This window comes from Phycisphaerales bacterium (genome assembly GCA_040221175.1).
In the GTDB taxonomy this organism is placed as follows: Bacteria; Planctomycetota; Phycisphaerae; order Phycisphaerales; family UBA1924; genus JAHCJI01.
This window is the reverse complement of sequence record JAVJVK010000007.1, coordinates 190409-212348: the sequence shown is the minus strand read 5'-3', so window position 1 is coordinate 212348 and position 21940 is coordinate 190409. Positions and strand designations below refer to the sequence as shown.

19 protein-coding genes are annotated in these 21940 nt (G+C 66.2%); 8 read left to right on the top strand and 11 right to left on the bottom strand.

The genetic code is table 11. From position 1 onward, the window contains the following. Positions 1-33: 33 nt before the first annotated feature. Together RIE32_08530 and RIE32_08525 are read right to left on the bottom strand one after the other, a co-directional pair. Positions 34-684 (bottom strand): GC-type dockerin domain-anchored protein, encoded by a 651-nt coding sequence (locus RIE32_08530; protein MEQ9096293.1) that lies wholly within the window; start codon positions 682-684, stop codon positions 34-36. Between the two features lie 102 nt (positions 685-786). Next, complete coding sequence (locus RIE32_08525; protein ID MEQ9096292.1) at positions 787-1329, bottom strand: PEP-CTERM sorting domain-containing protein; 543 nt, start codon at positions 1327-1329, stop codon at positions 787-789. Between the two features lie 240 nt (positions 1330-1569). Between RIE32_08525 and RIE32_08520 the strand changes: the two genes are divergently transcribed. Together RIE32_08520 and RIE32_08515 are read left to right on the top strand one after the other, a co-directional pair. Next, a complete protein-coding gene (locus RIE32_08520) occupies positions 1570-3462 on the top strand; it encodes an ABC transporter permease subunit (GenBank protein MEQ9096291.1) in 1893 nt (630 codons plus the stop codon). Between the two features lie 81 nt (positions 3463-3543). After that, a complete protein-coding gene (locus RIE32_08515) occupies positions 3544-4236 on the top strand; it encodes a class I SAM-dependent methyltransferase (protein ID MEQ9096290.1) in 693 nt (230 codons plus the stop codon). 15 nt (positions 4237-4251) lie between these two features. On the opposite strand, the gene RIE32_08510 is transcribed toward RIE32_08515, so the two are convergent. After that, positions 4252-5202, bottom strand: a complete 951-nt coding sequence (locus tag RIE32_08510) for a GC-type dockerin domain-anchored protein (GenBank protein ID MEQ9096289.1) — start codon at positions 5200-5202, stop codon at positions 4252-4254. Positions 5203-5419: 217 nt separating this feature from the next. Between RIE32_08510 and lpdA the strand changes: the two genes are divergently transcribed. From lpdA to RIE32_08490, 4 genes are all read left to right on the top strand, one after another. Beyond that, the gene (gene lpdA / locus RIE32_08505) at positions 5420-6964 is read left to right on the top strand and encodes a dihydrolipoyl dehydrogenase (protein MEQ9096288.1); all 1545 of its coding nucleotides are present in this window, start codon (positions 5420-5422) and stop codon (positions 6962-6964) included. A gap of 44 nt (positions 6965-7008) precedes the next feature. Further along, the gene (locus RIE32_08500; GenBank protein ID MEQ9096287.1) at positions 7009-7734 is read left to right on the top strand and encodes a GC-type dockerin domain-anchored protein; all 726 of its coding nucleotides are present in this window, start codon (positions 7009-7011) and stop codon (positions 7732-7734) included. A 124-nt stretch (positions 7735-7858) separates the two neighbouring features. Then, the gene (locus RIE32_08495) at positions 7859-8812 is read left to right on the top strand and encodes a GC-type dockerin domain-anchored protein (GenBank protein ID MEQ9096286.1); all 954 of its coding nucleotides are present in this window, start codon (positions 7859-7861) and stop codon (positions 8810-8812) included. Between the two features lie 147 nt (positions 8813-8959). Continuing rightward, complete coding sequence (locus RIE32_08490) at positions 8960-10225, top strand: GC-type dockerin domain-anchored protein (protein MEQ9096285.1); 1266 nt, start codon at positions 8960-8962, stop codon at positions 10223-10225. Between the two features lie 3 nt (positions 10226-10228). Here the strand turns inward: RIE32_08490 and RIE32_08485 are convergent, their stop codons facing one another. Beyond that, positions 10229-11788, bottom strand: coding sequence for a glycine--tRNA ligase (locus RIE32_08485; protein ID MEQ9096284.1), 1560 nt, complete (start codon positions 11786-11788; stop codon positions 10229-10231). A gap of 78 nt (positions 11789-11866) precedes the next feature. Next, positions 11867-12472, bottom strand: a complete 606-nt coding sequence (locus RIE32_08480; protein MEQ9096283.1) for a hypothetical protein — start codon at positions 12470-12472, stop codon at positions 11867-11869. 459 nt (positions 12473-12931) lie between these two features. Between RIE32_08480 and RIE32_08475 the strand changes: the two genes are divergently transcribed. Further along, a complete protein-coding gene (locus tag RIE32_08475; GenBank protein ID MEQ9096282.1) occupies positions 12932-14863 on the top strand; it encodes a GC-type dockerin domain-anchored protein in 1932 nt (643 codons plus the stop codon). A gap of 129 nt (positions 14864-14992) precedes the next feature. On the opposite strand, the gene RIE32_08470 is transcribed toward RIE32_08475, so the two are convergent. After that, complete coding sequence (locus tag RIE32_08470; GenBank protein MEQ9096281.1) at positions 14993-16324, bottom strand: beta-ketoacyl-[acyl-carrier-protein] synthase family protein; 1332 nt, start codon at positions 16322-16324, stop codon at positions 14993-14995. A gap of 536 nt (positions 16325-16860) precedes the next feature. On the opposite strand from RIE32_08470, the gene RIE32_08465 reads away from it, so the two are divergent. Beyond that, complete coding sequence (locus RIE32_08465) at positions 16861-18771, top strand: GC-type dockerin domain-anchored protein (GenBank protein MEQ9096280.1); 1911 nt, start codon at positions 16861-16863, stop codon at positions 18769-18771. A 96-nt stretch (positions 18772-18867) separates the two neighbouring features. Here the strand turns inward: RIE32_08465 and RIE32_08460 are convergent, their stop codons facing one another. From RIE32_08460 to RIE32_08440, 5 genes are all read right to left on the bottom strand, one after another. Continuing rightward, positions 18868-19164: a hypothetical protein gene (locus tag RIE32_08460; protein ID MEQ9096279.1), complete on the bottom strand. Its 297-nt coding sequence runs from the start codon at positions 19162-19164 to the stop codon at positions 18868-18870. Positions 19165-19166: 2 nt separating this feature from the next. Continuing rightward, on the bottom strand, positions 19167-19556 hold the full coding sequence (locus RIE32_08455; protein MEQ9096278.1) for a hypothetical protein: 390 nt from the start codon (positions 19554-19556) through the stop codon (positions 19167-19169). Between the two features lie 22 nt (positions 19557-19578). After that, entirely contained in the window at positions 19579-19998 is a 420-nt protein-coding gene (locus RIE32_08450) for a hypothetical protein (protein ID MEQ9096277.1), read from the bottom strand. Positions 19999-20009: 11 nt separating this feature from the next. Next, positions 20010-20639: a hypothetical protein gene (locus tag RIE32_08445; GenBank protein ID MEQ9096276.1), complete on the bottom strand. Its 630-nt coding sequence runs from the start codon at positions 20637-20639 to the stop codon at positions 20010-20012. A 125-nt stretch (positions 20640-20764) separates the two neighbouring features. Beyond that, complete coding sequence (locus RIE32_08440; GenBank protein ID MEQ9096275.1) at positions 20765-21937, bottom strand: DUF5309 family protein; 1173 nt, start codon at positions 21935-21937, stop codon at positions 20765-20767. Positions 21938-21940: the final 3 nt, after the last annotated feature.

Genomic DNA, 21940 nt, shown 5'->3' with positions numbered 1-21940 from the left:
GGGGGCGGAATGCCCCCATGAGCGACTCGGTATTTACTCGCAGCCGGCGTCGAAGGCGTTCTGGAAGCAGAGGAAGTCGAAGATGTCCAGCACGCCATCGTCGTTGCAGTCGGCCTGGTCGTCGCCCGCGTCGAAGAGGTTCTGGAACTCGAGGAAGTCGAAGATGTCTAACTGGCTGTCACCGTTGAGGTCGGCGTAGCACGTGAAGATCCGTACGGCCCCCGGGCCGGAAACCTGGGCCTCGTATGGCCCTTGATCGTCGTTGGAGAAGCCGGTGTGGACGATGAAGTAGGCCACGCCCTCGGCCAGCGTGATGCCATCGATGCCCGAGTATCCCACGCCGATGCCAGGGAGCATGGAGCCGAAGTAGTCGTCGTTCAGGTCGATCAGATTGTCCAGCGGGCTGGCGGGGTCGAAGGCCGTCTCGTAGACCAGCAGGTACCCGTCCCAGAGCAGGCCGAAATTGGTCTGATCGCTGAGGATGGTGTACGAGCCGGTCTCGGTAACCTCGATCTGGACGGCCTCGTAGGCGACATCCGTTGCGAAGCTGCTGAGGCTGCTCAGGCTGCTGGGACGGTTGAAGCGCTCGGCGCCGGTGGTATCGCCCTGGTAGACGAGTTCCTGGGCGTTGGCGGCGCCGGCCAGGGCGACTAGCAGGCAGGCGGCGGTAGTCAGATTCTTCATGGGGTGCTCCGTCGGGCGCTTGGCGCCGGTTGGGTTGGTTCGCGCAGGAAAAAACGCCCCGTGGGGCGTTCGAAAGAATTCTCTCGGGACGAACGTCGAGCCTTAGCGGCGGCGACGCGTGGCGGCCAGGCCGCCGAGGCCCAGCAAGGCCAGCGAGGCCGGAGCCGGGATGATGCGGATGTCGCCGGGGCCGCTGATCGAGACCTGGTACGGGCCCTCGTCACCGTTGCTGAAGCCGGTCTGCACGATGTAGTACGTGCTGGCCGAGCTCATGGTGACGGCGTCGAGGCCCGAGTAGCCAACGCCGATACCGGGCAGCATGCTGCCGAAGTAGTCGTCGTTAAGGGCGATCAGGTTGTCCAGCGGGTTGGCCGGATCGAAGCCGTTCTCGTAGACCAGCAGGTAGCCGTCCCAGAGGAGGCCGAAGTTGGTCTGGTCGCTCAGGACCGAGTAGTCGCCATCGGCGCTGACGCCGATCTGGGTGGCCTCGTAGGCCACGTCGGTGGCGAAGCTGCTCAGGGCGGTCAGGCTGGTCGGACGGTTGAACGTCGGGCCGCCAGTCGTGTCGCCGAGATAGTCGAGGTCGCCGGCCAACGTGGTGCCGGCCAGGGCCAGGATGGCCCCCGCAGTGATCGTCTTACGCATGTCTGTCTCCTCTCACCCAAAGTTCCGACCGCCCCCTAAGCAGCCGGGTCTGGGCACTTGTGAGGGAGTATGACCGAAGATGGCCACCGTGTCATCACCGAAAACCCTAAAATGTGAAAATTTTGTTTGCTTGGACTTGCCTAGATTACGATTTGGTTCTTGTTCGTTATCAATAACCAGCCCGATCGATACGACCGGAACCCCGGCCTGACCCATCCGGTGGCAGGTATCATCGCCCCGATGCCCGTTTTCATCCGCTGGCTGCTGGCCCTGGGCCCGGCCAACCCCATCGCCGTGCGGCTCGTGCAGAACGGCTCCCGCCGGAGCCGGCACATGTACATCCGCTCGGCCTACCTGGCGCTGCTGGTGCTGGTCATGCTCTGGGCCTTGCTGGTGAAGACCAGCGGCAGCGGGGCGGCCACGTCGTTTCGAGATCTGGCCGAGGCGGGCGCGGGGACGTTCACCTACGTGGCGTACCTTCAGATCTTCCTGATCTGCGTGCTCAGTCCGGTATTCATGGCCGGCGCGATCGCCCAGGAAGCGAGTCCCAGGACGTGGGAGGTGCTGCTGACCACGCCGCTGGGCCGGTTGCAGATCGTGCTGGGCAACTTGCTCGGCCGGTTGTTCTTCGTGCTTGCCCTGCTGTTCGCCAGCCTGCCGCTGTTCGCGCTCACGCAGTATTTCGGTGGCGTGCCGGGCTCGAGCATCTTTGCCAGCTATCTGGTGGCCGCCGCCGCGGCGCTGCTTGTCGGCGCCATTGCGATTGCGCTTGCGGTGAGTCGGATCGCCGGCCGGCGCGCGGTCTTTACCTTCTATGTCGCGGTGGTGACGTACCTGGGCGTGACCTACGGCATCGATGCATGGCTCCGGCTGCGCGGCCTGGGCGCCGGGCCGGCGGGCAACGGCGTGACCTGGCTGACCGGGTTGAACCCCTTCCTGGCGCTCGACGCACTCTTGAACCCGACGACGTATCCCAGTGCCGATCGCGGCACGCTCTCGGGCCCGGCCGCCTTCATGCTCGAGCGACCCGTGCGTGCGTGGATCCTGCTCGCCTCGGGCCTGAGCCTGGCGCTGGTGGCTGCCTCGACGCTCACGGTGCGCACCGGCGGGCTGGCGCGGCGCACACGCGAACGACCCCGCCTGCCCTGGTATCGTCGGATGCTGGGGCTCAGCGGTGGCGCCACCGGTGAAGATGGGCAGACCTTCCGTCCGCCGAGGCACGTGTGGCACAATCCGATTGCCTGGCGCGAGGCCGCGGCGCGCAACGCGACGCTGGGGCGCATCATCGCGCGGTGGTCGTTCATCGTGATGGGCGTGGCGATGGCGATCGTGCTGATCATCGCGTACGACACGTCCGCCATCACGTCGGCCGACTATCGGCTGGCGATCATGGTCGTCGTGCTGGTCGAGTTGGCGGTCACGACACTGGTGGCGATCAACATGTCTGCCACGGCCATCAGCCGCGAGCGCGAAGATGGCACGCTCGACCTGCTGCTCACCACGCCCGTGACGCCCAGCGAGTACCTGGGCGGCAAGCTGCGCGGGCTGGTGGCGTACCTGCTGCCCATGCTCGCCGTGCCGGTCGCCACCATGCTGCTGGCCGGCGTGCACGCGGCCATCGGTGGGTTTGGCCAGCCCGACAACGCCAAGGTGCCCGCGGGCCCGGCCATCGCCGGCAACGTCATGCTGCCGGTGGTGCTGCCCGAGGCGGGCATCATCCTGGCGCTGAGCGCCGCGCCGTTCATGGCGTTGTGCGTCATGATCGGCTTGCACTGGTCGCTCAAGAGCAAGGGCGCCATCGCGTCGGTTGTCGGCGCCGTCATCGTGGCGGCCATCGCCGCGGCGGTGGTGGGGGGGTGCGGGTTCAATGCCGGCCGCTCGATTCCGGTGGTGGGGCCCGCGCTGCTCGGGCTCTCGCCGTTTGCCAGCAGCCTGGCGCTCGTCGAGCCGGTCGATGCGATGTACGAGACGGTGACGCAGGGCGGCTCGAATCAGCTCGTGACGGCGAGGTTCGCGTTGCTGGTGGGAGCCGCCGCCAGCGCGGGGCTGCACCTGGCGGCCGTGTGGGCGCTGCACAGCCAGATGGTTCGCCGCTTCGACATGACCGTCCGCAAGCTCGCGGGCACAAACTGACGCGCCATGCCCTCGGTCGACGCCAACAAGCAAAAGTGGGCTTCGCACGATTGGGGCCGGGCAGGCGATGAATGGTCCACCTTGGCCGGCGGCAGCGACCGATGGTGGCACGGCATCCTGCTGCCGCGGCTCATGCCGTTCCTGTATGCGCTGCCGCGTCACGCGAGGATCCTCGAGATCGCGCCTGGCTATGGCCGCTGGACGCAATACCTGTTGCACCACGCGGGCACGCTAACCGCCATCGACATCGATCCCGCATGCATCGAGGCGTGCCAGAAGCGCTTCGGCGGCCGCGTGCACGGCGTGGTGGGGGATGGCTTCACGCTGGGCGGGCCGGCCGAACGCATCAACGGGCCGTTCGACTTTTGCTTCAGCTATGACAGCCTTGTGCACGCCGAGATGGACGCGATGGGCTCGTACCTGCGCGAACTGGCTCGCGTGCTCAGGCCGGGCGGCGTGGCGTTCCTGCACCACAGCAACCTGGCGGGATGCGAGATCTCGGCCGACACGCCCGTGCACTGGCGGGCGCGCAGCGTCAGCGCCGCGTCGATCCGCGAGCGAGCTCTCGCGTGCGACCTGTCGGTGCCCTTGCAGGAGCTGTGCACCAAGGGTGGGCCGAACGATCGCGCCCTCATCGATTGCATCAGCGTGGTGCGCAAGCCCGACGCCAGTCCGCCGAGTCCGGACACCCGGATCTTCGAGAACCACGACTTCTGGCGGCAGATCCAGCTTCTCGGCGCCCTCGCGGGGCCCTACGACGCGGCGGCGAAGTAGTCGCGCCGAGCGAGATCAGCAACCCGCGTCGAACAGGTTCAAGAAGAACAGGTAGTCGAACAGGTCCACCATGCCGTCGTCGTTGAGGTCGCCGCGCGCGTCGCCCATCTGGATCCAGTTGCCCAGCAGCAGGAAGTCGAAGATCGTCGCCTCGCAGTCGCCGTCCAGGTCGGCCGGGCATGGCGCGCAGGGCAGGGCTGCCAGGCCCGAGACGGCGCCGATTCCGTCCAGGGCGGACACGGGCGCCTGCTCGCCCGTGTACGGGTCGAATCGCCAGAGCTGCGCCGGCGCGCCGGTAGCGGCGCCCGAAACGACGTAGTAGCCCACCTCGCTGCCGCCGACCGAGATCACCTCCAGCCCGCCCACGTCGGTCAGGTCGATGACGGGCAGGAGTTCGGCGAGCACCACGGTTTCGCCCGTGGCAGGGTCGATCAGGCGCAGCGCGGGCGGCCCTTCGGTGGTGCGCAGGTCCAGGCCGACCAGCAGCCCATCGCCGCGAACGCCCAGGCCTGAGATGTCCGTGGCGGGCGACATCGTGGGCCCCAGGGTCGCGCGCCCGGTCGCGGGGTCGATCGTGAATAGCCGGCCCGGCGAGCCGGTGCTCGCGCACACGATGGTGCCGTCGGCCAGCACGGCCATGCCGCCCTCACGGGCGCTGACGCCCAGCCGACCGCCGCGCGTGGCGGCCCCGGTCTCGCGGTCGATGCGATAGAACTCGTTGTCGGTCGCCTGCGTGAAGCCCAGGAGCTGCCCGTCGGCTTGCAGGGCCAGACCGGCCATGGGCGTGCGCCCCGTCGTGCCCGCGCCCACCAGATCGACCGCCGACAGCACCTGCCCGGTGGCGGCGTCGACGTGGTAGACCATGGGCGAGCCAAAGGCCGAGTCGGTGACGATCAGCACCGGGTCGGCCGCGGCGACGCCGACGGCAAGCCCCAGGCACGCGACAGCACTCCGTGGCCCCAGCATGGGCACGCTCCCTTCGCAGACGCCGCGGCCTTGGGCGGCTCGGGGCGAACGTCGTGATCCCTGTCATGGAATTATGGCATTCGTTTCGAGATCGTGCCGCCGATCTCCGGGGTTCGGCAAGCCCCGACCCGTCCGGCAATCGACCTCCCTGGCACCTAGACTGCCCGCTCAGGTTCGCGATCTCCGGATTTCCAGGATTCATCAGAAAGGCAACTCCGTGGCCGACAAGCACTTCGACGTCGTCGTCATCGGTTCGGGCCCCGGCGGATACGTCGGCGCCATCCGCGCCGCCCAGCTGGGCTACAAGACCGCCTGCGTCGAGCGGGCCAAGCTCGGCGGGGTCTGCCTCAACTGGGGCTGCATCCCCTCCAAGGCCCTGCTGTCCAACGCCGAACTGATGGAAAAACTCCACGAGAAGGAAGAGTGGGGCCTGAAGATCAACGGCAAGATCGACTTCGACTGGTCGAAGGTCATCAGCCGCAGCCGGGGCGTGGCCGACAAGCTAAACAAGGGCGTGGGCTTCCTGCTGAAGAAGAACAAGGTCGAGCACATCGAGGCCAGCGCCAAGATCGTGGCTCCGGCCAAGGGCAAGACGCCCGCGAAGATTGAGATCTACGACTGCAAGGTGGAAGAGGAGCGCACCGACGCGCCCGCCAAGCCGGCCAGCAAGCCCCGCGAGACCATCACCGCCGACAAGGTCATCATCGCCACCGGCTCGGTCGCACGAGACCTGCCCTTCGCGAAGTTCGGCTCCAGCGAGCACATCTGGGGCGCCCGCGAGGCCATGTTCAACAAGAGCTTCCCCAAGAGCCTCATCGTCGTCGGCTCGGGCGCCATCGGCATGGAGTTCGGCTACTTCTACCACGCCTACGGCACGAAGGTCACCGTCGTCGAGATGCTCGACCGCATCCTGCCGGTGGAAGACGACGAGGTCAGCCAGGCCATGCTCCGCTTCTATAAAAAGGCCGGCATGGAGATCAAGACCGGTACCACGTGCGTTGATGTCGATGCCAAGGGCAAGGGCGTGAAGGTCACCATCGCCCCCTTCAAGGACGGCAAGGCCGACGAGAGCAAGAAGGAAACCATCGAGGCCGACAAGCTGCTGCTGGCCATCGGCGTCAAGGGCCGCTTCGACGGCCTGTTCGACGACAAGCTCGGCCTGGAGACCGTCAAGGACCACATCAAGACCGATTACGACCCCACGAACCTGGGCGAGCAGCGCATCGACTACAAGACCAACCTCGAGGGCATCTACGCCATCGGCGACGTCATCGGCCCGCCCTGGCTCGCGCACGTGGCGAGCGAGGAAGCCGTGCTGTGCGTCGAGCGCTTCGCCCACAAGGAAGGCAAGCTCGACCACGAGCCCTTCCCGATGGACTACTCGATCATCCCGGGCTGCACCTACTGCCACCCACAGGTCGCCAGCATCGGCTACACCGAGCGCGCCCTGAAGGAAAAGGGCCTCAAGGCGGGCGAAGACTACCAGGTCGGCAAGTTCCCCTTCAGCGCCCTGGGCAAGGCCATCGCCACCCGCCACACCGACGGCTTCTGCAAGATCATCCGCGGCCTGCCCCGTGGCGAGATCCTGGGCGCCCACATCATGGGCGACCAGGCGACCGAACTGATTGCAGAGCTTTCGCTCGCGCGTCGCCTGGAAGCCACGAGCGAGGAACTCATCGCGACCGTCCACGCGCACCCGACCATGCACGAGAGCGTGCACGAGGCGGCGTTGGGGAGTGAGGGGCGGATGATTAACGCCTGAGAGCGACTCGCTGGGCTACTCGACGTGTCAGGAGAGGAGAGCGCATGCGGAACTTCGGCAACGTATTTGTATACTTTTTGATGATGTGTGTTCTGTCAAACCACGCGAGTGCTCAGCTCTCATGGGTTGCGGCTGAGAGTGATTTTGACAGTGGTCTTGACGGATGGACCTTCACCAGCGGCATCATCTGGAGCCCTGGGGGCGGCAATCCGGGGGGGTTCCTGAGATTCGAAGACGATGGCCCACCCCTCGGTGGAATCGTGACCGCTCCCGCTGAATTTCTCGGTGACTGGCGCGAGTACGATGACAACGGAGTGCTCCGATACGACTATCGCATCATCGAAATCGATGGAACACAGTTTCCGATGGGTCGCGTCGACCTGAACGGGCCTGGGGGTGCGGCCAGATGGTTACCGCCAGTTGAGCCTGGACCATTCGGATGGCGCTCCCGTTTCATTCCAATTCGTCAGGGCGAATGGGTCTTACTGTCCGGTACCTGGGAAGGACTCATGGCAAACGTCACGAGCATGAGGATCAGTTTGGCCGCCTCCAGCGTGTCGAGCGAAGTGTGCGGACTCGACAACGTCGTTTTGACGTACGACTGCGTGGCCGACGCTGATGATAATGGTGAGTTGAACGTTTTCGACTTCATCGCGTTTCAGAATCAATTCACGCTCGGCGATCCAGTGGCAGACATTGACGGCGATGGTTCGCTTACGCTGTTCGACTTCCTGGCATTCCAGAGCGCCTTCGACGCCGGTTGTCCGTAACCCAACGCCTGATAACCAAGTCAATCGAGGCAGATCACGTGCCCGGGGCCATCAACCCGGCTTGCATCGCTCGGGCGTTTCCGGTAGGGTCTGTGCAGCGAGGAGCAGACAAGGAGACACCATCATGCGACGAATCGCCGCACCGCTTTGCATCGCGCTGGCCACGCCCCTTGCGGCGGCCCAGGGGCTCGAGGTGCTTTCGGCCTTCGATCCATCGGCCACGGGCAGCATGTGCGCCGGCAGCCACGATTCAGTGACCGACACCATCTGGGTCTACACCTGCGGCGGCGGCGAGGTCCAGGGCTACCGCACCGACGGCACGCTCCTGCTGAGCTTTCCCATGCCCGGCGGCTCGACCAACGACGTCGACATCGACGTTGCGCCCGTCGACCTCGCGATGAACGGCGTGGACGTGCCCCGCGGCTCGGTGCTGGTCTTCAACGGCGAGGTGGGCGAGTGCGAGATCTACGCCCACGACGCGGCCACCGGAGACCAGATCGTCGAGCTCACTGCCGCGTGGGGGCTCAGCCACGTCGTGGGCGGCGCGTACCACCCCGACCGCGGTACGTTCTTCCTCGTGCAGGATCGCAACGGCGGCGCACAGGCCAACCAGATCGCCGAAATCGATCCGGCCGATGGAAGCGTGCTCAACACGTTTTCCACCATCGATGCCGGCTACAGCGTGAACTTCGGCGACCTCGAAGTGAACCTCGGCACCGGCAAGCTGACCGTCGTGAGCAGCGCCGAATCCACCATCGCCCAGTTCACGCCCGAGGGAGACCTGGCCTCCGAGTTGCCCCGGCCGTCGGAAGTTGGTGGGCCGGCCGGCATCGGCCTTAACGGCACGGATGGCGTCGGATGGTTGTTCGCTGGTCGCGTTGCGTACCAAGTGTCGGGCTTCCCGCTCATGTGCGCGGCCGACATTGATTGCGACGGGGAACTCACGCTCTTCGATTTCCTGGCGTTCCAGAACCTCTTCGATGCCGGCGATCCGCAGGCCGACTTCGACGGCGATGGCTCGCTCACGCTCTTCGACTTCCTCGCATTCCAGAACGCCTTCGACTCCGGCTGCCCATAACAACGGTCCCAGAACGGCCTGCCGTGCAGACCTGCCATTCCTAGGTTCACTAGCTTCACCGCCACTGCGGCAAAGTTCGCAGATTGGCGTGAGTCCGCCATCGTCGTGCCGCTCCCTTGAGGGTCAACCAACCTCAAGGAGCCCGCCATGACCCGCCTCTCCCTCACCGCACTCGCCCTTTCCGCCGGCCTTGCCTGCACCGCGCACGCCCAGGTCATCGACATCCCGCCGGACTCGCTGCCGGCCGAGGCGTGGTTCACCGCCAACCCCGGCGCCACGGTCAACGTCCACAGCGGCGGCAGCATCTTCCCGGACTCGGGCACCGGCGCCTTCACCTTCAACGGCGCGACAGTCAACATCAACGCCGGCGGCGGCTCGGGCTTCCCGACCGTCGACCACTTCGTCGAAGACGTCACGTACAACCTCGACGGCGGCGAGCTAGTCCGCGTCAAGTTCGTCGGTGAAGTCGGCACGACGACGCTCAACATCATCGACGGCCAGACCCGCCGTGGCGTATGGCTGCAGGGCAACAGCGTCTGCAACATGTCGGGCGGCGACGCCGGCCTCGTTGCCGGCGGCCAAGCCGCGTTCATCATCGAAGACGACGCCGAGTTCAACATGACCGGCGGCACGGTCGACACGTTCATCCTCGCCATCGACGACGCCACCGTCAGCATCGACGGCGGTACGATCGAGGGCGCCCTGCAGCTCGACGATCGCGCCACCGCCACCATCTCGGGTGGCTCGATCGGCACCAACGGTTTCATGAAGACCATCGACAATCGGCTCACCATCACCGGCGGCACCATCGGCCGAGACTTCGTCGTCGAGAAGGGCGTCGTCGACATGTCCGGCGGCGCCATGGATCGCAACTGCGCCATCCTCAACGGCACCGGCGGCGTCGACCCCATCTTCAACATGACCGGCGGCGCAATCGGCTCGGAGTTCCGCGCCTACGACGGCACCATCAACATCTCGGGCGGCCTGGTCGGCGACGGCTTCCGCCTGGGCAGGCCCACCGGCGACGGCTTGGGCGTCACCATGAACCTCACCGTCAAGAGCGCCACGCTCGACGGCGTCGCCATGGACCTCACGTCGACCCCGACGGTCGTCGGCGTCCGCGGCGGCGTCTTCCTCTCGTGCGTGCTGCTGGACGACTCGCTCGTGGGCTTCCACCTGAACGAAGACCACGTCTTCGGCGAGGACCGCATCCGCGCCGCGGCCACCCTCACCGTGGCCCTGGCCGCGTGCGACGCCGACCTGGACGGCGACGGCGAGCTGACGATCTTCGACTTCCTGGACTTCCAAAGCCTGTTCGATTCGGGCGACTTGGCCGCCGACTTCGACGGCGACGGCTCGCTCACCCTCTTCGACTTCCTGGCCTTCCAGACAGCCTTCGATACCGGCTGCTGAGCCCTACGCCTCGAGCTTCTCCGCCAGCCAATCCCCAACCTTGTCGATCGCGATCCGGTCCTGCGCGAGCGTGTCGCGGTCGCGGTACGTCACGGTCTGGTCGTTCATCGTGTCGCCATCGATGGTAAAGCACACCGGGCAGCCCGCCTCGTCCATGCGGGCGTAGCGCTTGCCGATGCTCTGCTTGGGGTCGTACTCGATCAGTCCCATGTGCCCGAACCGGCCGCGCAGCTCGCGCACCAGCTTCTCGGCCACCTCGGGCATGCCGTCCTTGTTCACCAGCGGGTACACCGCGGCCTTGATCGGCGCCATGCTGGGCTTGAACTTCATCACGACCTTGCTGGCCCGGCTCTCGTCAGGCGTAAACGCCTCGCACAAGAGCGCCAGCACGCCGCGCGTGAGGCCAGCCGCCGGCTCGATCACGTCGGGCAGGTACCGCTCGTTGCGTTCCTGGTCGAAGTAGTCCAGCTTCTTGCCCGAGTGCTCCTTGTGCTGGGTCAGGTCGAAGTTGCTGCGGTGCGCCACGCCCTCGAGCTCACCAAAGCCCGGGTGCGTGAAGGGCCAGCGATACTCGATGTCGTACGTGCCCGCCCCGTTCTTCGAGTAGTGCGCGAGCTCGTCATCATCATGCTTCCGCACGATCATGTTCTCGTCGCTCAGCCCAACGCTGTTCCACCACCGTTTGCGCTCGGCCACCCAGTAGTCGAGCCACTGCTGGGCCTCGTCCTTGTGGCAGAAGAACTCCATCTCCATCTGCTCGAACTCGCGAGACCGGAAGATGAAGTTCCGCGGCGTCACCTCGTTGCGGAACGCCTTGCCGATCTGGGCGATGCCGAAGGGCACGCGGACCCGCGTGGTGTCGATGATGTTCGCGAAGTTCAGGAAGATGCCCTGGGCAGTCTCGGGGCGGAGATATGCCTTGTCGTCCTCGCTGGCGGTGGCGCCGACGTAAGTCTGGAACATCAGGTTGAACGCGCGCGGTTCGGTCAGCGTGCCGGGCGACTTCGCATGCGGACCAACCGCGATCTTCCGCTCATCTGCGCTCAGCGAAACAAACGGGCACGTATCGATCTCGTCATCGCCTAACGAACGCTTCTTGTACTTGTCCAGCTTTTTGCGCGCGCCGGCATACGTCTCGTCATCATCCTCGACGTGCACGTAGATCTGCCCGCTCGTATCGCCCTTCTCGCCGATGCATACCAGATGATCGGCACGGTAGCGAAACTTGGTTTCGGTGCAATCCACCATCGGATCGCTGAACCCACCAACATGCCCACTCGCCTCCCACACCCGCGGGTTCTGAATGATGCTCGAGTCCACGCCCACGATCGACACGGGCTTGCCTTCGCGCAGCGGCGGCGTCAGCGTCATGTCGCGCCACCAGCGGTCGGCCAGGTTCTTCTTGAGCTGCACGCCCAGCGGGCCATAGTCCCAGAAGCCGTTCAGCCCGCCGTAGATCTCGCTGGCCGGAAAGATGAACCCGCGGCGCTTGCACAGGCTCACCAGCTCTTCCATCGACTTGCCCTGGACCGAACTGGTCCCGTCCGCCACCGCGTCGCTCATGCCTTGCTCCAACCAGTCAACCAATCAGCCGCGAGCCGACGCTCCCCGACCGATGAAATCGCTCATACCACTATCGGCTCAGCCGCCGAAGGCCTTGCGCAACAGATCGCCGAACGATACACGCTCGGTCTCCTCGCGCACCTTCGCCTCGATGGTGTCGAACTCGAGCACCTCGGGCGCTTCGATCAACGGGCGGCGCTGGCCGTCTTCGACACGCACCAGGCCCAGGGCCCCCTGCCCGGTCACGTTCACCTGCCACACGCCCTCGCCCAGCGATCGATAGACCGCCTTGCCCACCTGGGCGCCCGGTTCGTCCCAGTCGACGTCCACCAGCTCGGGATCGATCACGATGCCCTCGGTCGGGGGGGTCCGGTCGTCGAACACGCGACGGATCCACAAGCGACCGCCGATAACCACGTAGTCGACGTAGATCTCGCGCTGTGGGTCGTAGGGCGTGGGAATCACGGTCTCGACGCCCCGGCGGCTGCGAACGCGCACGCTCATGGCGCCGTCTTCGACCACCAGCTCCGTCACCGCGGCCTGCGCCACGGCACTGTTGAACTGCTCGACGAGGGCGGTGTAGTCTCGGGCGACCTCGGCAAGCCTGTCGCGATAGATATCGGCCCTTAAATCGGCGCGGGCTCTCGCCAATGCCAGATATCCACCGACCAGGATCAGCGTCATGGCAACCAGGGCAAGCCCGGAAGTAAAAAATCTGCTCGCTGAGTATTTTCCGCTTGACATTGCCGCCATCTTGGGCCATTGTAGAGGCCAGAGAGATTCGTGGAGGACAGCGGTATTTTCTGGACCACCATCCGAAAACCTGATCGCTGATCAAGACCCCGTTCCCGCCGCCATGCGATGGGAAGTCGGGGTGCCGTCGCTCTTCCACGCGAGAGGAACGTGCCGCCAAGGTAGCTGGCGACACTCACGGAGAGATGGCCCGTCCACGGGCCGGCCCGGTCCACCGGCTTGGAGAGCTGGCGCCGGGCTCACACGAGAGACGGGGGATGGCTCGGTGAGAACTCACCAGGCACGAAATCCCAAACAGGCTTGCTGACCCACGGCCATTCGGACAATGGCCATGGTTTTGTTTCGATGTCCCGGCGCCGTTGCCGGGGCGTACCCAGTTTCCATTTGCAAATGGGGTTTGTAGAGATGATGAACACTCAGAAGGTTCTCGCCGCCGCCGCGATCCTCGCGGCCGCCGGCACCACGTTTGCCCAGGTTTCCCCTGGCTCCTTTACGCCCGACGCCACCGATGACATGGAGAGCTACGGCGGCGGTCGCACCATCATCAGCACCCTCTTGGGTGGTGATGTTTCGGTGGGTGGCGCACTCGACTTCACGTCGGTTGACTTCGGCAACTGGCAGGACTTCCGCAGCCCCGGTGGCCCGATCCAGCCCACCAGCGGCAACCGCTTCGGCACCATCTTCGGGTTCGGCTCGGTGAGCTTCGACTTCACCGGCATCGGCGGCATCACCGCCTTCGGCTTCTCGGCCAGCGCCGCCGGCGTCGGCAGCGATGACATCGAGTTCTTCGACCTCGATGGCAACAGCATCGGCTTCTTCAGCGACGGCGACGGCTACGGCCCCGGCGACGGCACCATGGAAGCCAAGGCCTGGACCTCCACGACCGCCATCGGCTCGGTCACCGTCACCGGTCCCGAGACCGCGTTCGACGACATCGCCATCGCCGCCGGCGACCTGCCGGCCCGCATCCTGGTCTACTCCGAGAGCAACGAGCTGCACGAGCAGACCGCTGCCGACAACCTCGGCCTCAACTACGACCTGATCACCAGCGACACGGCCGCCCTCAACGCGGCGTTGGCCAGCGGCGACTACGTCTTCGCCATCATCCACCAGCCGGCCAACAACTTCGCCGCCGGCTTCGACGCCGAGCTCGACGCCTTCGTCAGCGGCGGCAACCGCGTCCACTTCTCGTTCTGGAACCTCGATGCCGAGCCCGCCCTCCAGAGCACCCTCGGCGTCGACAGCGCGGTCGATTTCACCGTGCCGCGTCCGGTCTTCAACAACGCGTCGCACCCCTCGTGGGGCGGCACTGCCAGCCCCGTCGCCACCTCGGGTAGCGACCCCTGGCTCGACAACGGTGACAGCCTGACCGGTGACGAGGTCGTGTCGACCTTCGACAGCACCTCGGGCGATGGCGCCACGGTCGTCAGCAACGACAACCGCACCCTGGCCAACGGCTTCGAGTACGACTCGATGGAAGCCGGCGGCATGGTCAACCTGCTCGAGGCGCAGATTGACTGGGTCGCCAACGCGGCGCCCCCGCCCCCGCCCCCCGGCAGCCAGGTCATCCAGTTCCAGTCCGGCAACGACGGCCACTTGGCCGCCGCCGTCAGCACCGCTGGCATCACGCCCGACCTGGTCCTCGAGAGCGACTTCCCGGGCCTGACCAGCGCCCTGAACAACCCCGACTTCGGTGTTGCCCTGGTCAGCAACCCCTGCTGCTTCTTCGACGGTGGCACCCCCGCCGCCTTCGCCGACTTCATCGCTCGCGGCAACAGCGCCCACCTGTCCTTCTGGAACATGGACGCCGAGCCCGTGCTGCAGGACGCCTTCGGCGTCGCGTCGGCCGTCGACTTCTTCACGCCGCGTCCGGTGTTCGACAACGCTGGTCACCCGTCGTGGGGCGGCGCGGCCAGCCCGGTCAACCCGGCCATCGATCCCAGCCCGTGGAACGACAACGGCGACACCATGACCGCTGACGCCGGCGCCGAAGTGGTCGGTACCTTCGACTCCACCTCGGGCGATGGCGCCATCATCGTCGCCAACGGCGACACCACCCTCTTCAACGGCTTCGACTATGACTCGATGACCGATGGCGAGATCCGTGACCTGCTGGCCGCCCAGCTCGGCTGGCTCGGCACCGGCGGCGGCGACTGCTACGCCGACTTCGACGACGATGGCAGCCTGACCATCTTCGACTTCCTGGCCTTCCAGAACGCCTTCGATAACGGCGACCTGGCCGCCGACTGCGATGAGGACGGCATCCTCACGCTCTTCGACTTCCTCTGCTTCCAGAACGCCTTCGACGCCGGCTGCGAGTAATCCCAGCCCCGTCCGTTCTAGAACCTTCTGAGTAAACACGAGGCCCCGGAGCAATCCGGGGCCTCGTTCTTTGTATTACCTTCGTGTCGCGTCAAACGAAGAGAAGCAAACTTCCGAGTTCCACACTCCTCACCCGTCCCAGCGCCGCACGACCACCGAGTCGTTCTGCCCGCCGAAACCAAAGCTGTTCGACAGGCACACCCGCACACCGCCCTGCTCGCGCACATCGCGCGCCTTGTTCGGCACATAGTCAAGGTCGCACGCCTCGTCAGGCTCGAGGTAATTAATCGTCGGCGGCAGCCATCCCGTCTGCATCGCGCGGATGCACGCGATGAGCTCAACCGCGCCCGCCGCCTGGATCAGGTGTCCCAGCATGCTTTTCACGCTGCTCACGGGCACGCGCGGCGCGAGCTCGCCGAATAGCCGCTTCACCGCCCGCGTCTCGATGCCATCGTTCTCGCGCGTGCCGGTGCCGTGTGCAGACACGTAGTGCACGCCAGGCCGTCCGTCGTCGCCATCTACGCTCGGATCGATCCCTGCCTGCTCGAGCGCCCGCCCCATCGCACGCCAGGCCCCCTCGCCTTCGGGATCGATGTCCGTAATGCGGTACGCGTCCGCCGACGATCCGTACCCGGCGATCTCGGCCAGGGGCGTCGCGCCCCGCGCCCGCGCATGCTCCAGATCCTCGAGCACGAGCACGCCCGCGCCCTCGCCCATCACGAAACCATCACGCGTCCGATCGAACGGGCGAGATGCCCCGGCCGGCTCGTCGTTTCGCGTACTCATCGCCGTCAGGCGGATGAATCCGGTCATCCCCAACGGATGAATCATCGAGTGGCACCCGCCGCTGACCATCACGTCGGCATCGCCGCGACAGATCACCTCGGCAGCCTCGCCGATGGCCTGCGTGCTCGCCGCGCATGCCGTCATGCAGTTCATGGCCGGACCGCGCAGGCCAAGCAATGCCGAGAGGTGCGCCAGAGCCATCTGTGGTTCCTGCTCCACCTCTCGCATCAGATCGAGCTGTGCAGCCGCCGCCGCCCACCGCGCTCCATCCACCACTCGCTGGTCCGCATCCCACGAACCGATGCAGATCCGTCCGAAGGCCGCACTGTCCGGGCTGCTCTCGCCTGCCCCCAAGTACAACCCCGCACGGAACGGGTCCACCCCACCCGCCTCCAGCCCCGCCTGACGCCATGCCGCCAAGGCGGCCGCCAATGCAAAGGCGGTTCCACGACCGGCAGAGCGATGAAGCCCGGAAAGGTCCCCGAGATGGTCGGCCAGCTCGAAGCCGGCAACTTCGGCTGCGAAGTTCGTCGCGAATGCCCCGGCATCGAATCCAGCGATCGCCCCAGCGGCTGACCGCCCGGCCATCATCGCTTCCCAGGCATCGTCCAGGCCACACCCCAGGGGAGTTATCCAGCCCATCCCGGTCACGACCACTCGCCGTCCGCCTCGCATGCGCGCCTCCCGGGCCTCCGGCTTCATCCAGGGCCTCGACCGAGACCGTAGCCCGGCTTGCCCACAGCGGCCGACGGGCGTCCCAGGCATACCGGAGCCAGACCAGGTAGGCAAAACTACGCCAGCCCATCAGAAAAATGGGTCAAAGCTGTCAAAATGCTCTTGACAAAACGAGGGCGTCACGGCATTACTTATAGCGAGAGAAGTTGCGACTCGTATTGAGGGAAGCTGGGGGTAAGTTTTCCAAGCCAACTAAGGAACGGCAGGCTCACGGAGATCTGACCACTCCAGCAGCGAGGTGTGCTGTCTGGTTCTACCTACGCGATCGTTACGCAACGGTCGTGAGGTTATGACGTGGAAACCGGAAAGCACGACAGCAGGAGAGGCGATCCGAGCGTGTTCGTGATCACTCGAAAAGAACGCTTGCTGACCCCGGCGGGCCCGCGTGGGCTCGTCGGCGATTCGTGTTTGTATGAGGCGGTTGGTGTTGTACCAGCCGCGTGACCTGTAGCACCTAATTTTGGGGGCTTGAAGAGATGAATACCCAGAAGGTTCTCGCCGCCGCCGCGATCCTCGCGGCCGCCGGCACCACGTTTGCCCAGGTTTCGCCCGGTCCGTTTACGCCCGACGCCACCGACGACATGGAGAGCTATCCCGGTGGTCGCGTCTTCCTGACCAGCATCTTCGGCGGCGACGTCGGCGTGGGCGGCGCCCTGAGCTTCGCCTCGGTCGACTTCGGCAACTGGCAGGACTTCCGCAGCCCCGGTGGCCCCATCCAGCCCACCAGCGGCACCAAGTTCGGCACCATCTTCGGTTTCGGCTCGGTCGACTTTGACTTCACCGGCATCGGTGGCGTCAGCGCCTTTGGCTTCTCGGCCAGCGCTGCCGGCGTCGGCGCCGACACCATTACCTTCTTCGACATGAGCGGCAACCAGATCGGTCAGTTCGTCGACTCCGATGGCTACGGCCCCGGCGACGGCAGCATGATCAACCTACGCTGGACGTCCACCACCGAGATCGGCTCGGTACGCGTCGACGGTCCCGAAACCGCGTTTGATGACTTCGGCTACGCCCAAGGCGGCCTGCCGGCCCGCATCCTGCTGTTCAGCGACAGCAACGGCGACTTCCCGGCTCGGGCCGCCGCCGACAACCTGGGCCTGAACTACGACTTCATCGACGGCGACTACGCCGCCCTGAACGCCGGCCTGGCCAGCGGTCAGTACCGCTTTGCCATCATCCACAACCCGGCCAACAACTTCGCGGCTGGCTTCGATACCGAGCTTGACGCCTTCGTCGCCGCGGGTAACCGCGTGCACTTCTCGTTCTGGAACCTGGACGCCAGCCCGGCCTTACAAGGCACCCTCGGCGTCGACAGCGCGGTCGACTTCACCGTGCCGCGTCCGGTCTTCAACAACGCCAGCCACCCCTCGTGGGGCGGCGCCGCCAGCCCGGTCACGGTCGAGGCCGATGACTGGAACGATAACGGCGACAGCCTGACCGGCGACGAGGTCGTGTCGACTTTCGACAGCACCTCGGGCGATGGCGCCACCGTCGTCAGCAACGAGAACCGCACCCTGGCCAACGGCTTCGAGTACGACTCGATGGTCCAGCCCGAGGTGATCAACCTGCTCGAAGCCCAGATCGCCTGGGTGCGCACCAGCACACCTCCGCCCCCGCCCCCCGGCAGCCAGGTCATCCAGTTCCAGTCCGGCAACGACGGCCACCTGGCCGCCGCCGTCAGCGCTGCTGGCATCATCCCGGACCTGGTCCTCGAGAGCGACTTCCCGGGCCTGACCGCTGCCCTGAACAACCCCGACTTCGGCGTTGCCCTGGTCAGCAACCCCTGCTGCTTCTTCGACGGTGGCACGCCCGCCGCCTTCGCCGACTTCATCGCTCGCGGCAACCGCGCCCATCTGTCCTTCTGGAACATGGACGCCGAGCCCGTGCTGCAAGACGCCTTCGGCGTCGCGACGGCCGTCGACTTCTTCACGCCGCGCTCGGTCTTCGACAACGCCGGCCACCCGTCGTGGGGCAGCGCCGCCAGCCCGGTCAACCCGGACACGGCTCCCAGCCCGTGGAACGACAACGGCGACAGCATGACCGCTGACGCCGGCGCCGAAGTGGTCGGTACCTTCGACTCCACCTCGGGCGATGGCGCCATCATCGTCGCCAACGGCGATGCCACCCTCTTCAACGGCTTCGACTATGACTCGATGACCGACGGCCAAGTCCGTGACCTGCTCGAGAACCAACTCGGCTGGCTCGGCACCGGTGAGTCGTGCTACGCCGACTTCGACGGCGACGGCAGCCTGACCATCTTCGACTTCCTGGCGTTCCAGAACGCCTTCGACAGTGGAGACTCGGCTGCCGACTGCGATGAGGACGGCATCCTCACGCTCTTCGACTTCCTCTGCTTCCAGAACGCCTTCGACGCCGGCTGCGAGTAAATCGCAGCATCACTCAGTCTGTGTTACGGTCACAAATAAAACCTTCTGAGTGACCACAGGGGCCCCCGGATGTCCGCCGGGGGCCTTTTTCTTTGCTTATATAACCTCGGGCGACCGCCGCCGCGCGTCGGAGCCCTCTCGGTGTGCCGACAGCTCCCGGATGAGTTCGGCCAGCCCGCGCTGGCCCATCTCCAGCGAAGCCATGGCCCGCGTGTTGGCTTCCACCACGCGGATCACGACGCCAAGCGACTGCTGCTCCTGCGTGAGCCGGCGATGCGCCTCTTCGATCTGACGCTCGCGCGCCAGTCCGGCGCGACGCTCGCTCAGCCACATCCACGCGATCAACCCGGCCATGCCAAACTGCGCCAGCATGCCCGCCACGTCGCCCTGCATCGCTACTGTCCCACCTTCCGGAACACGGCTTCATATCCGATCGACCACGCCCGACCGACATCGATCGGCCCGATCTCGCGATACCCCACCAGCCACATGTTGTCCCAACTCTTGCCCTGGCCGTCCTCCAGCGTGCCCGTGCTGGGCGAAGACGTCAGGGCGCCCGAGATCGCGTCGCGCAGCGTCCACAGGTCGGCTTCGCTCGACGCCACCAGCCGGCCTCGCACCGAGATCGACAACTGGACCGGTCCCAACTGCGTCCACTTGGAACTGGGCGGAGACTGCAGCGTGGGCGAAGTCCCGGGCGGCACCTCCGTCTGGCCCTGACGATGAACCTCGAAGCGGTGCGGGCCGCTGGCAAACAGCGGCGAGCCATCGTACATGCTCGGCATCGTGTGCTCCTTTCGCGCCTGCCTAGCGGGCGCCGTCTTCGGCGTTGCTCACCACGATCGGATCGGTCGACCCGTTGCCGGAGATCGCCTGCATCCGGATCCGTCGCCGCGTCACCCCGCCGGGCTCGATCTCCTGGCGAATCGAAGTAACGACCACGCTGGCTTCGATCCTCCGACGGCCTCCGTGTCCGGCGGTTGGGGCGGTGAAGAACGCCAGAGTCCCCTCGTCCCCGGGCGCCGGCCTTTCGACCGAGCCGCGTTCCAGATCGGCCACGAGTTCGATCTCGACGCGTTGCTCGGGCACGTCGGCAAACGTCGGATAGGGTCCGGTGTTGCCCCACTCCAAGAGCGTTCGCTCGGGGACGCGATCGACAGCGATGCGGCGCACGCGCTCGATCGGCGAGCCAAGCAAGTGCACCGATTGGGGGTTCAATACGAGCATGGCCGTCCTCCTTAGCCCCTGACCAGTTGCATAAGTGCGGGCCGGCGCGTGGCATCGACGACCCCGTCGCCGTCCGGGTCCAGCCGCACGACCAGCGATTGCCGCGCTCGCGAGAACATGTCCGCATACATCGCAGCGCGGGCGCCCAGCGACGAACTCGGCCCGCTGAGCGCCGAAGCCGCGGCATACACCAGGTGGAGCGTGCCCAACGCCTCGGCGTGCACGAGCGACGAAGCGTCAACCACCGCCTCGGGTCCGGGCACATCTGGCACGTCCAGGCCGAGCATGCCCAGCAATTGCCGGTACACGATCGCGCGCTGCGGCGCAAACGTCACCAGCGTGAACGGCGCACCGGCAGAGGCCACCGGCGGCAACGCGGGATCTTCGAGCGAGCGGCGGAGGCGCGACACCTCGAGCACCGTATCGGACGTCACCGAGATGACCTCGAGAGGCACGCCGTTGAACACGAGCACCTGACCCACGGTCGCGCCCGCATCGGAGAATGTCGCGCTCGAACTCGAACTGGTTAGCGTCGTGCCGGAGACGGCCGCCGTACCCGAAGCCAGGCGTCGACCCGCCCAGAGCGCGTCGGTGAAGGCGTGTGGCTCGATGGCCAGCATGTCCCTGTCGTGTCCAAACATGAGTCGCTCCTTGCGCTCTCGCGTGCGCGTTGTGTCCTTCAAACCCGCGGGCCGGTGTTACCCGGCCCGCGAGCCGGCGGCCGCCCCCACACGAAACCGCCGAGCCCTTCGCATGCCCATGGGCACTAGCTGGTGGCCAGCCCGCTGATCAGGCCGTGCGCGTTCTCGTTGCGCATCTCGACCGTGTACTCGCCGATGACCTGGCCCATCGCCGCGTCGCCAGTTGCCGCAAGCGGCTTGTAGTGGAAGCTGCGGCCCTCCAGCGGCATGACCTCGATGCGGCTGGAATCCAGCAGCAGCAGGCTGTCGGCGGGCATCCATCGCGACACGACCACGCGGCAGACGCCGAAGTCGCTCTCGTAGACGCTCACCAGGTCGCTGTAGCGGTCGTCGCTGGGGCCATAGCGGCGCGACGAAGTCAGGAAGGCGTTGATGCGGCGCTTCTGGAGCCCGCCGCACACGATGGTGTCGATCGGCCCCGAGGACTGTTCCCACACCTCGCGGAGGGCGGCGTTGAGCACCTCCTCGGTCAGGCCGTCCGACCCGGCGCCCGAACCACCCGGAATGGGCCCCTCCCCGGGTTCAAACAGGTTGGTCTCCAGACCATGGATCAGGCCGTTCATCGAGCGACGGACCGAGCCCGAGCCCTGGGGCGTGCTCGCGGGCGCCACGCCGTTGATGATGCAGTTCTCCAGGTCGCGCAGCAACTCGCGCATGCGTTCCTGCTTCTGGTAGTCCAGCTCGTCGGCGATGCCGTGGGCACGCACGGCCTGCATCGAGCCGGAAACTTCCACCGCCGCGGTGAAGATCTGCGTGTAGTTGCTCTTGCGCACGCGGTTGGTGAAGCGTGCATCGGGGGCCTCGGCGCCTTCGAGTGCGGCGTTGCCCAGGATGGTCAGGACCATGTCCTCGGCCAGGGGGATCGCATCGGTGCCGCCGTAGCTGCGCACCACCGTCAGCGTGTCGCTGGCGATTCCGGTGACCAGCATGACCTCGGGCCCTTCGCCGGGGCGGACCAGGTCTCCCACGCGGAAGCGCGAGCCGTCGTCGACGGTGATGGTGGTGTCGGTCAGGGCGGTGGGCGAGAACGCCTGGGCAATTACCACGCCGGTGTTGGGCAGCAACTCATCCTCGATCCACTCGTGCACGGTGCTGGCGGCCGCGCGCCGGGCGTCGCCCAGGTGATCCAGCAGGGGGGTTTCGAAGGGGCTGACGATGCCGATGATGTCCGAGACGTCCTCGACGAGTTCGGGCAGCGTGCTGCCGGCCGAGAAGGTCGCCTTACCAGTGAATGCCATGCG

Bases quoted from the DNA above. Each gene is read 5' to 3' on its own strand.
- RIE32_08495 (MEQ9096286.1), top strand. From the start codon at position 7,859: ATGCGACGAATCGCCGCACCGCTTTGCATCGCGCTGGCCACGCCCCTT.
- RIE32_08455 (MEQ9096278.1), bottom strand. From the start codon at position 19,556: ATGCCGAGCATGTACGATGGCTCGCCGCTGTTTGCCAGCGGCCCGCAC.
- RIE32_08525 (MEQ9096292.1), bottom strand. From the start codon at position 1,329: ATGCGTAAGACGATCACTGCGGGGGCCATCCTGGCCCTGGCCGGCACC.
- RIE32_08440 (MEQ9096275.1), bottom strand. From the start codon at position 21,937: ATGGCATTCACTGGTAAGGCGACCTTCTCGGCCGGCAGCACGCTGCCC.
- RIE32_08475 (MEQ9096282.1), top strand. From the start codon at position 12,932: ATGGGGTTTGTAGAGATGATGAACACTCAGAAGGTTCTCGCCGCCGCC.
- RIE32_08470 (MEQ9096281.1), bottom strand. From the start codon at position 16,324: ATGCGAGGCGGACGGCGAGTGGTCGTGACCGGGATGGGCTGGATAACT.
- RIE32_08450 (MEQ9096277.1), bottom strand. From the start codon at position 19,998: ATGCTCGTATTGAACCCCCAATCGGTGCACTTGCTTGGCTCGCCGATC.
- RIE32_08445 (MEQ9096276.1), bottom strand. From the start codon at position 20,639: ATGTTTGGACACGACAGGGACATGCTGGCCATCGAGCCACACGCCTTC.
- RIE32_08465 (MEQ9096280.1), top strand. From the start codon at position 16,861: ATGAATACCCAGAAGGTTCTCGCCGCCGCCGCGATCCTCGCGGCCGCC.
- RIE32_08485 (MEQ9096284.1), bottom strand. From the start codon at position 11,788: ATGAGCGACGCGGTGGCGGACGGGACCAGTTCGGTCCAGGGCAAGTCG.
- RIE32_08520 (MEQ9096291.1), top strand. From the start codon at position 1,570: ATGCCCGTTTTCATCCGCTGGCTGCTGGCCCTGGGCCCGGCCAACCCC.
- RIE32_08480 (MEQ9096283.1), bottom strand. From the start codon at position 12,472: ATGACGCTGATCCTGGTCGGTGGATATCTGGCATTGGCGAGAGCCCGC.
- RIE32_08490 (MEQ9096285.1), top strand. From the start codon at position 8,960: ATGACCCGCCTCTCCCTCACCGCACTCGCCCTTTCCGCCGGCCTTGCC.
- RIE32_08510 (MEQ9096289.1), bottom strand. From the start codon at position 5,202: ATGCTGGGGCCACGGAGTGCTGTCGCGTGCCTGGGGCTTGCCGTCGGC.
- RIE32_08530 (MEQ9096293.1), bottom strand. From the start codon at position 684: ATGAAGAATCTGACTACCGCCGCCTGCCTGCTAGTCGCCCTGGCCGGC.
- RIE32_08460 (MEQ9096279.1), bottom strand. From the start codon at position 19,164: ATGCAGGGCGACGTGGCGGGCATGCTGGCGCAGTTTGGCATGGCCGGG.
- RIE32_08500 (MEQ9096287.1), top strand. From the start codon at position 7,009: ATGCGGAACTTCGGCAACGTATTTGTATACTTTTTGATGATGTGTGTT.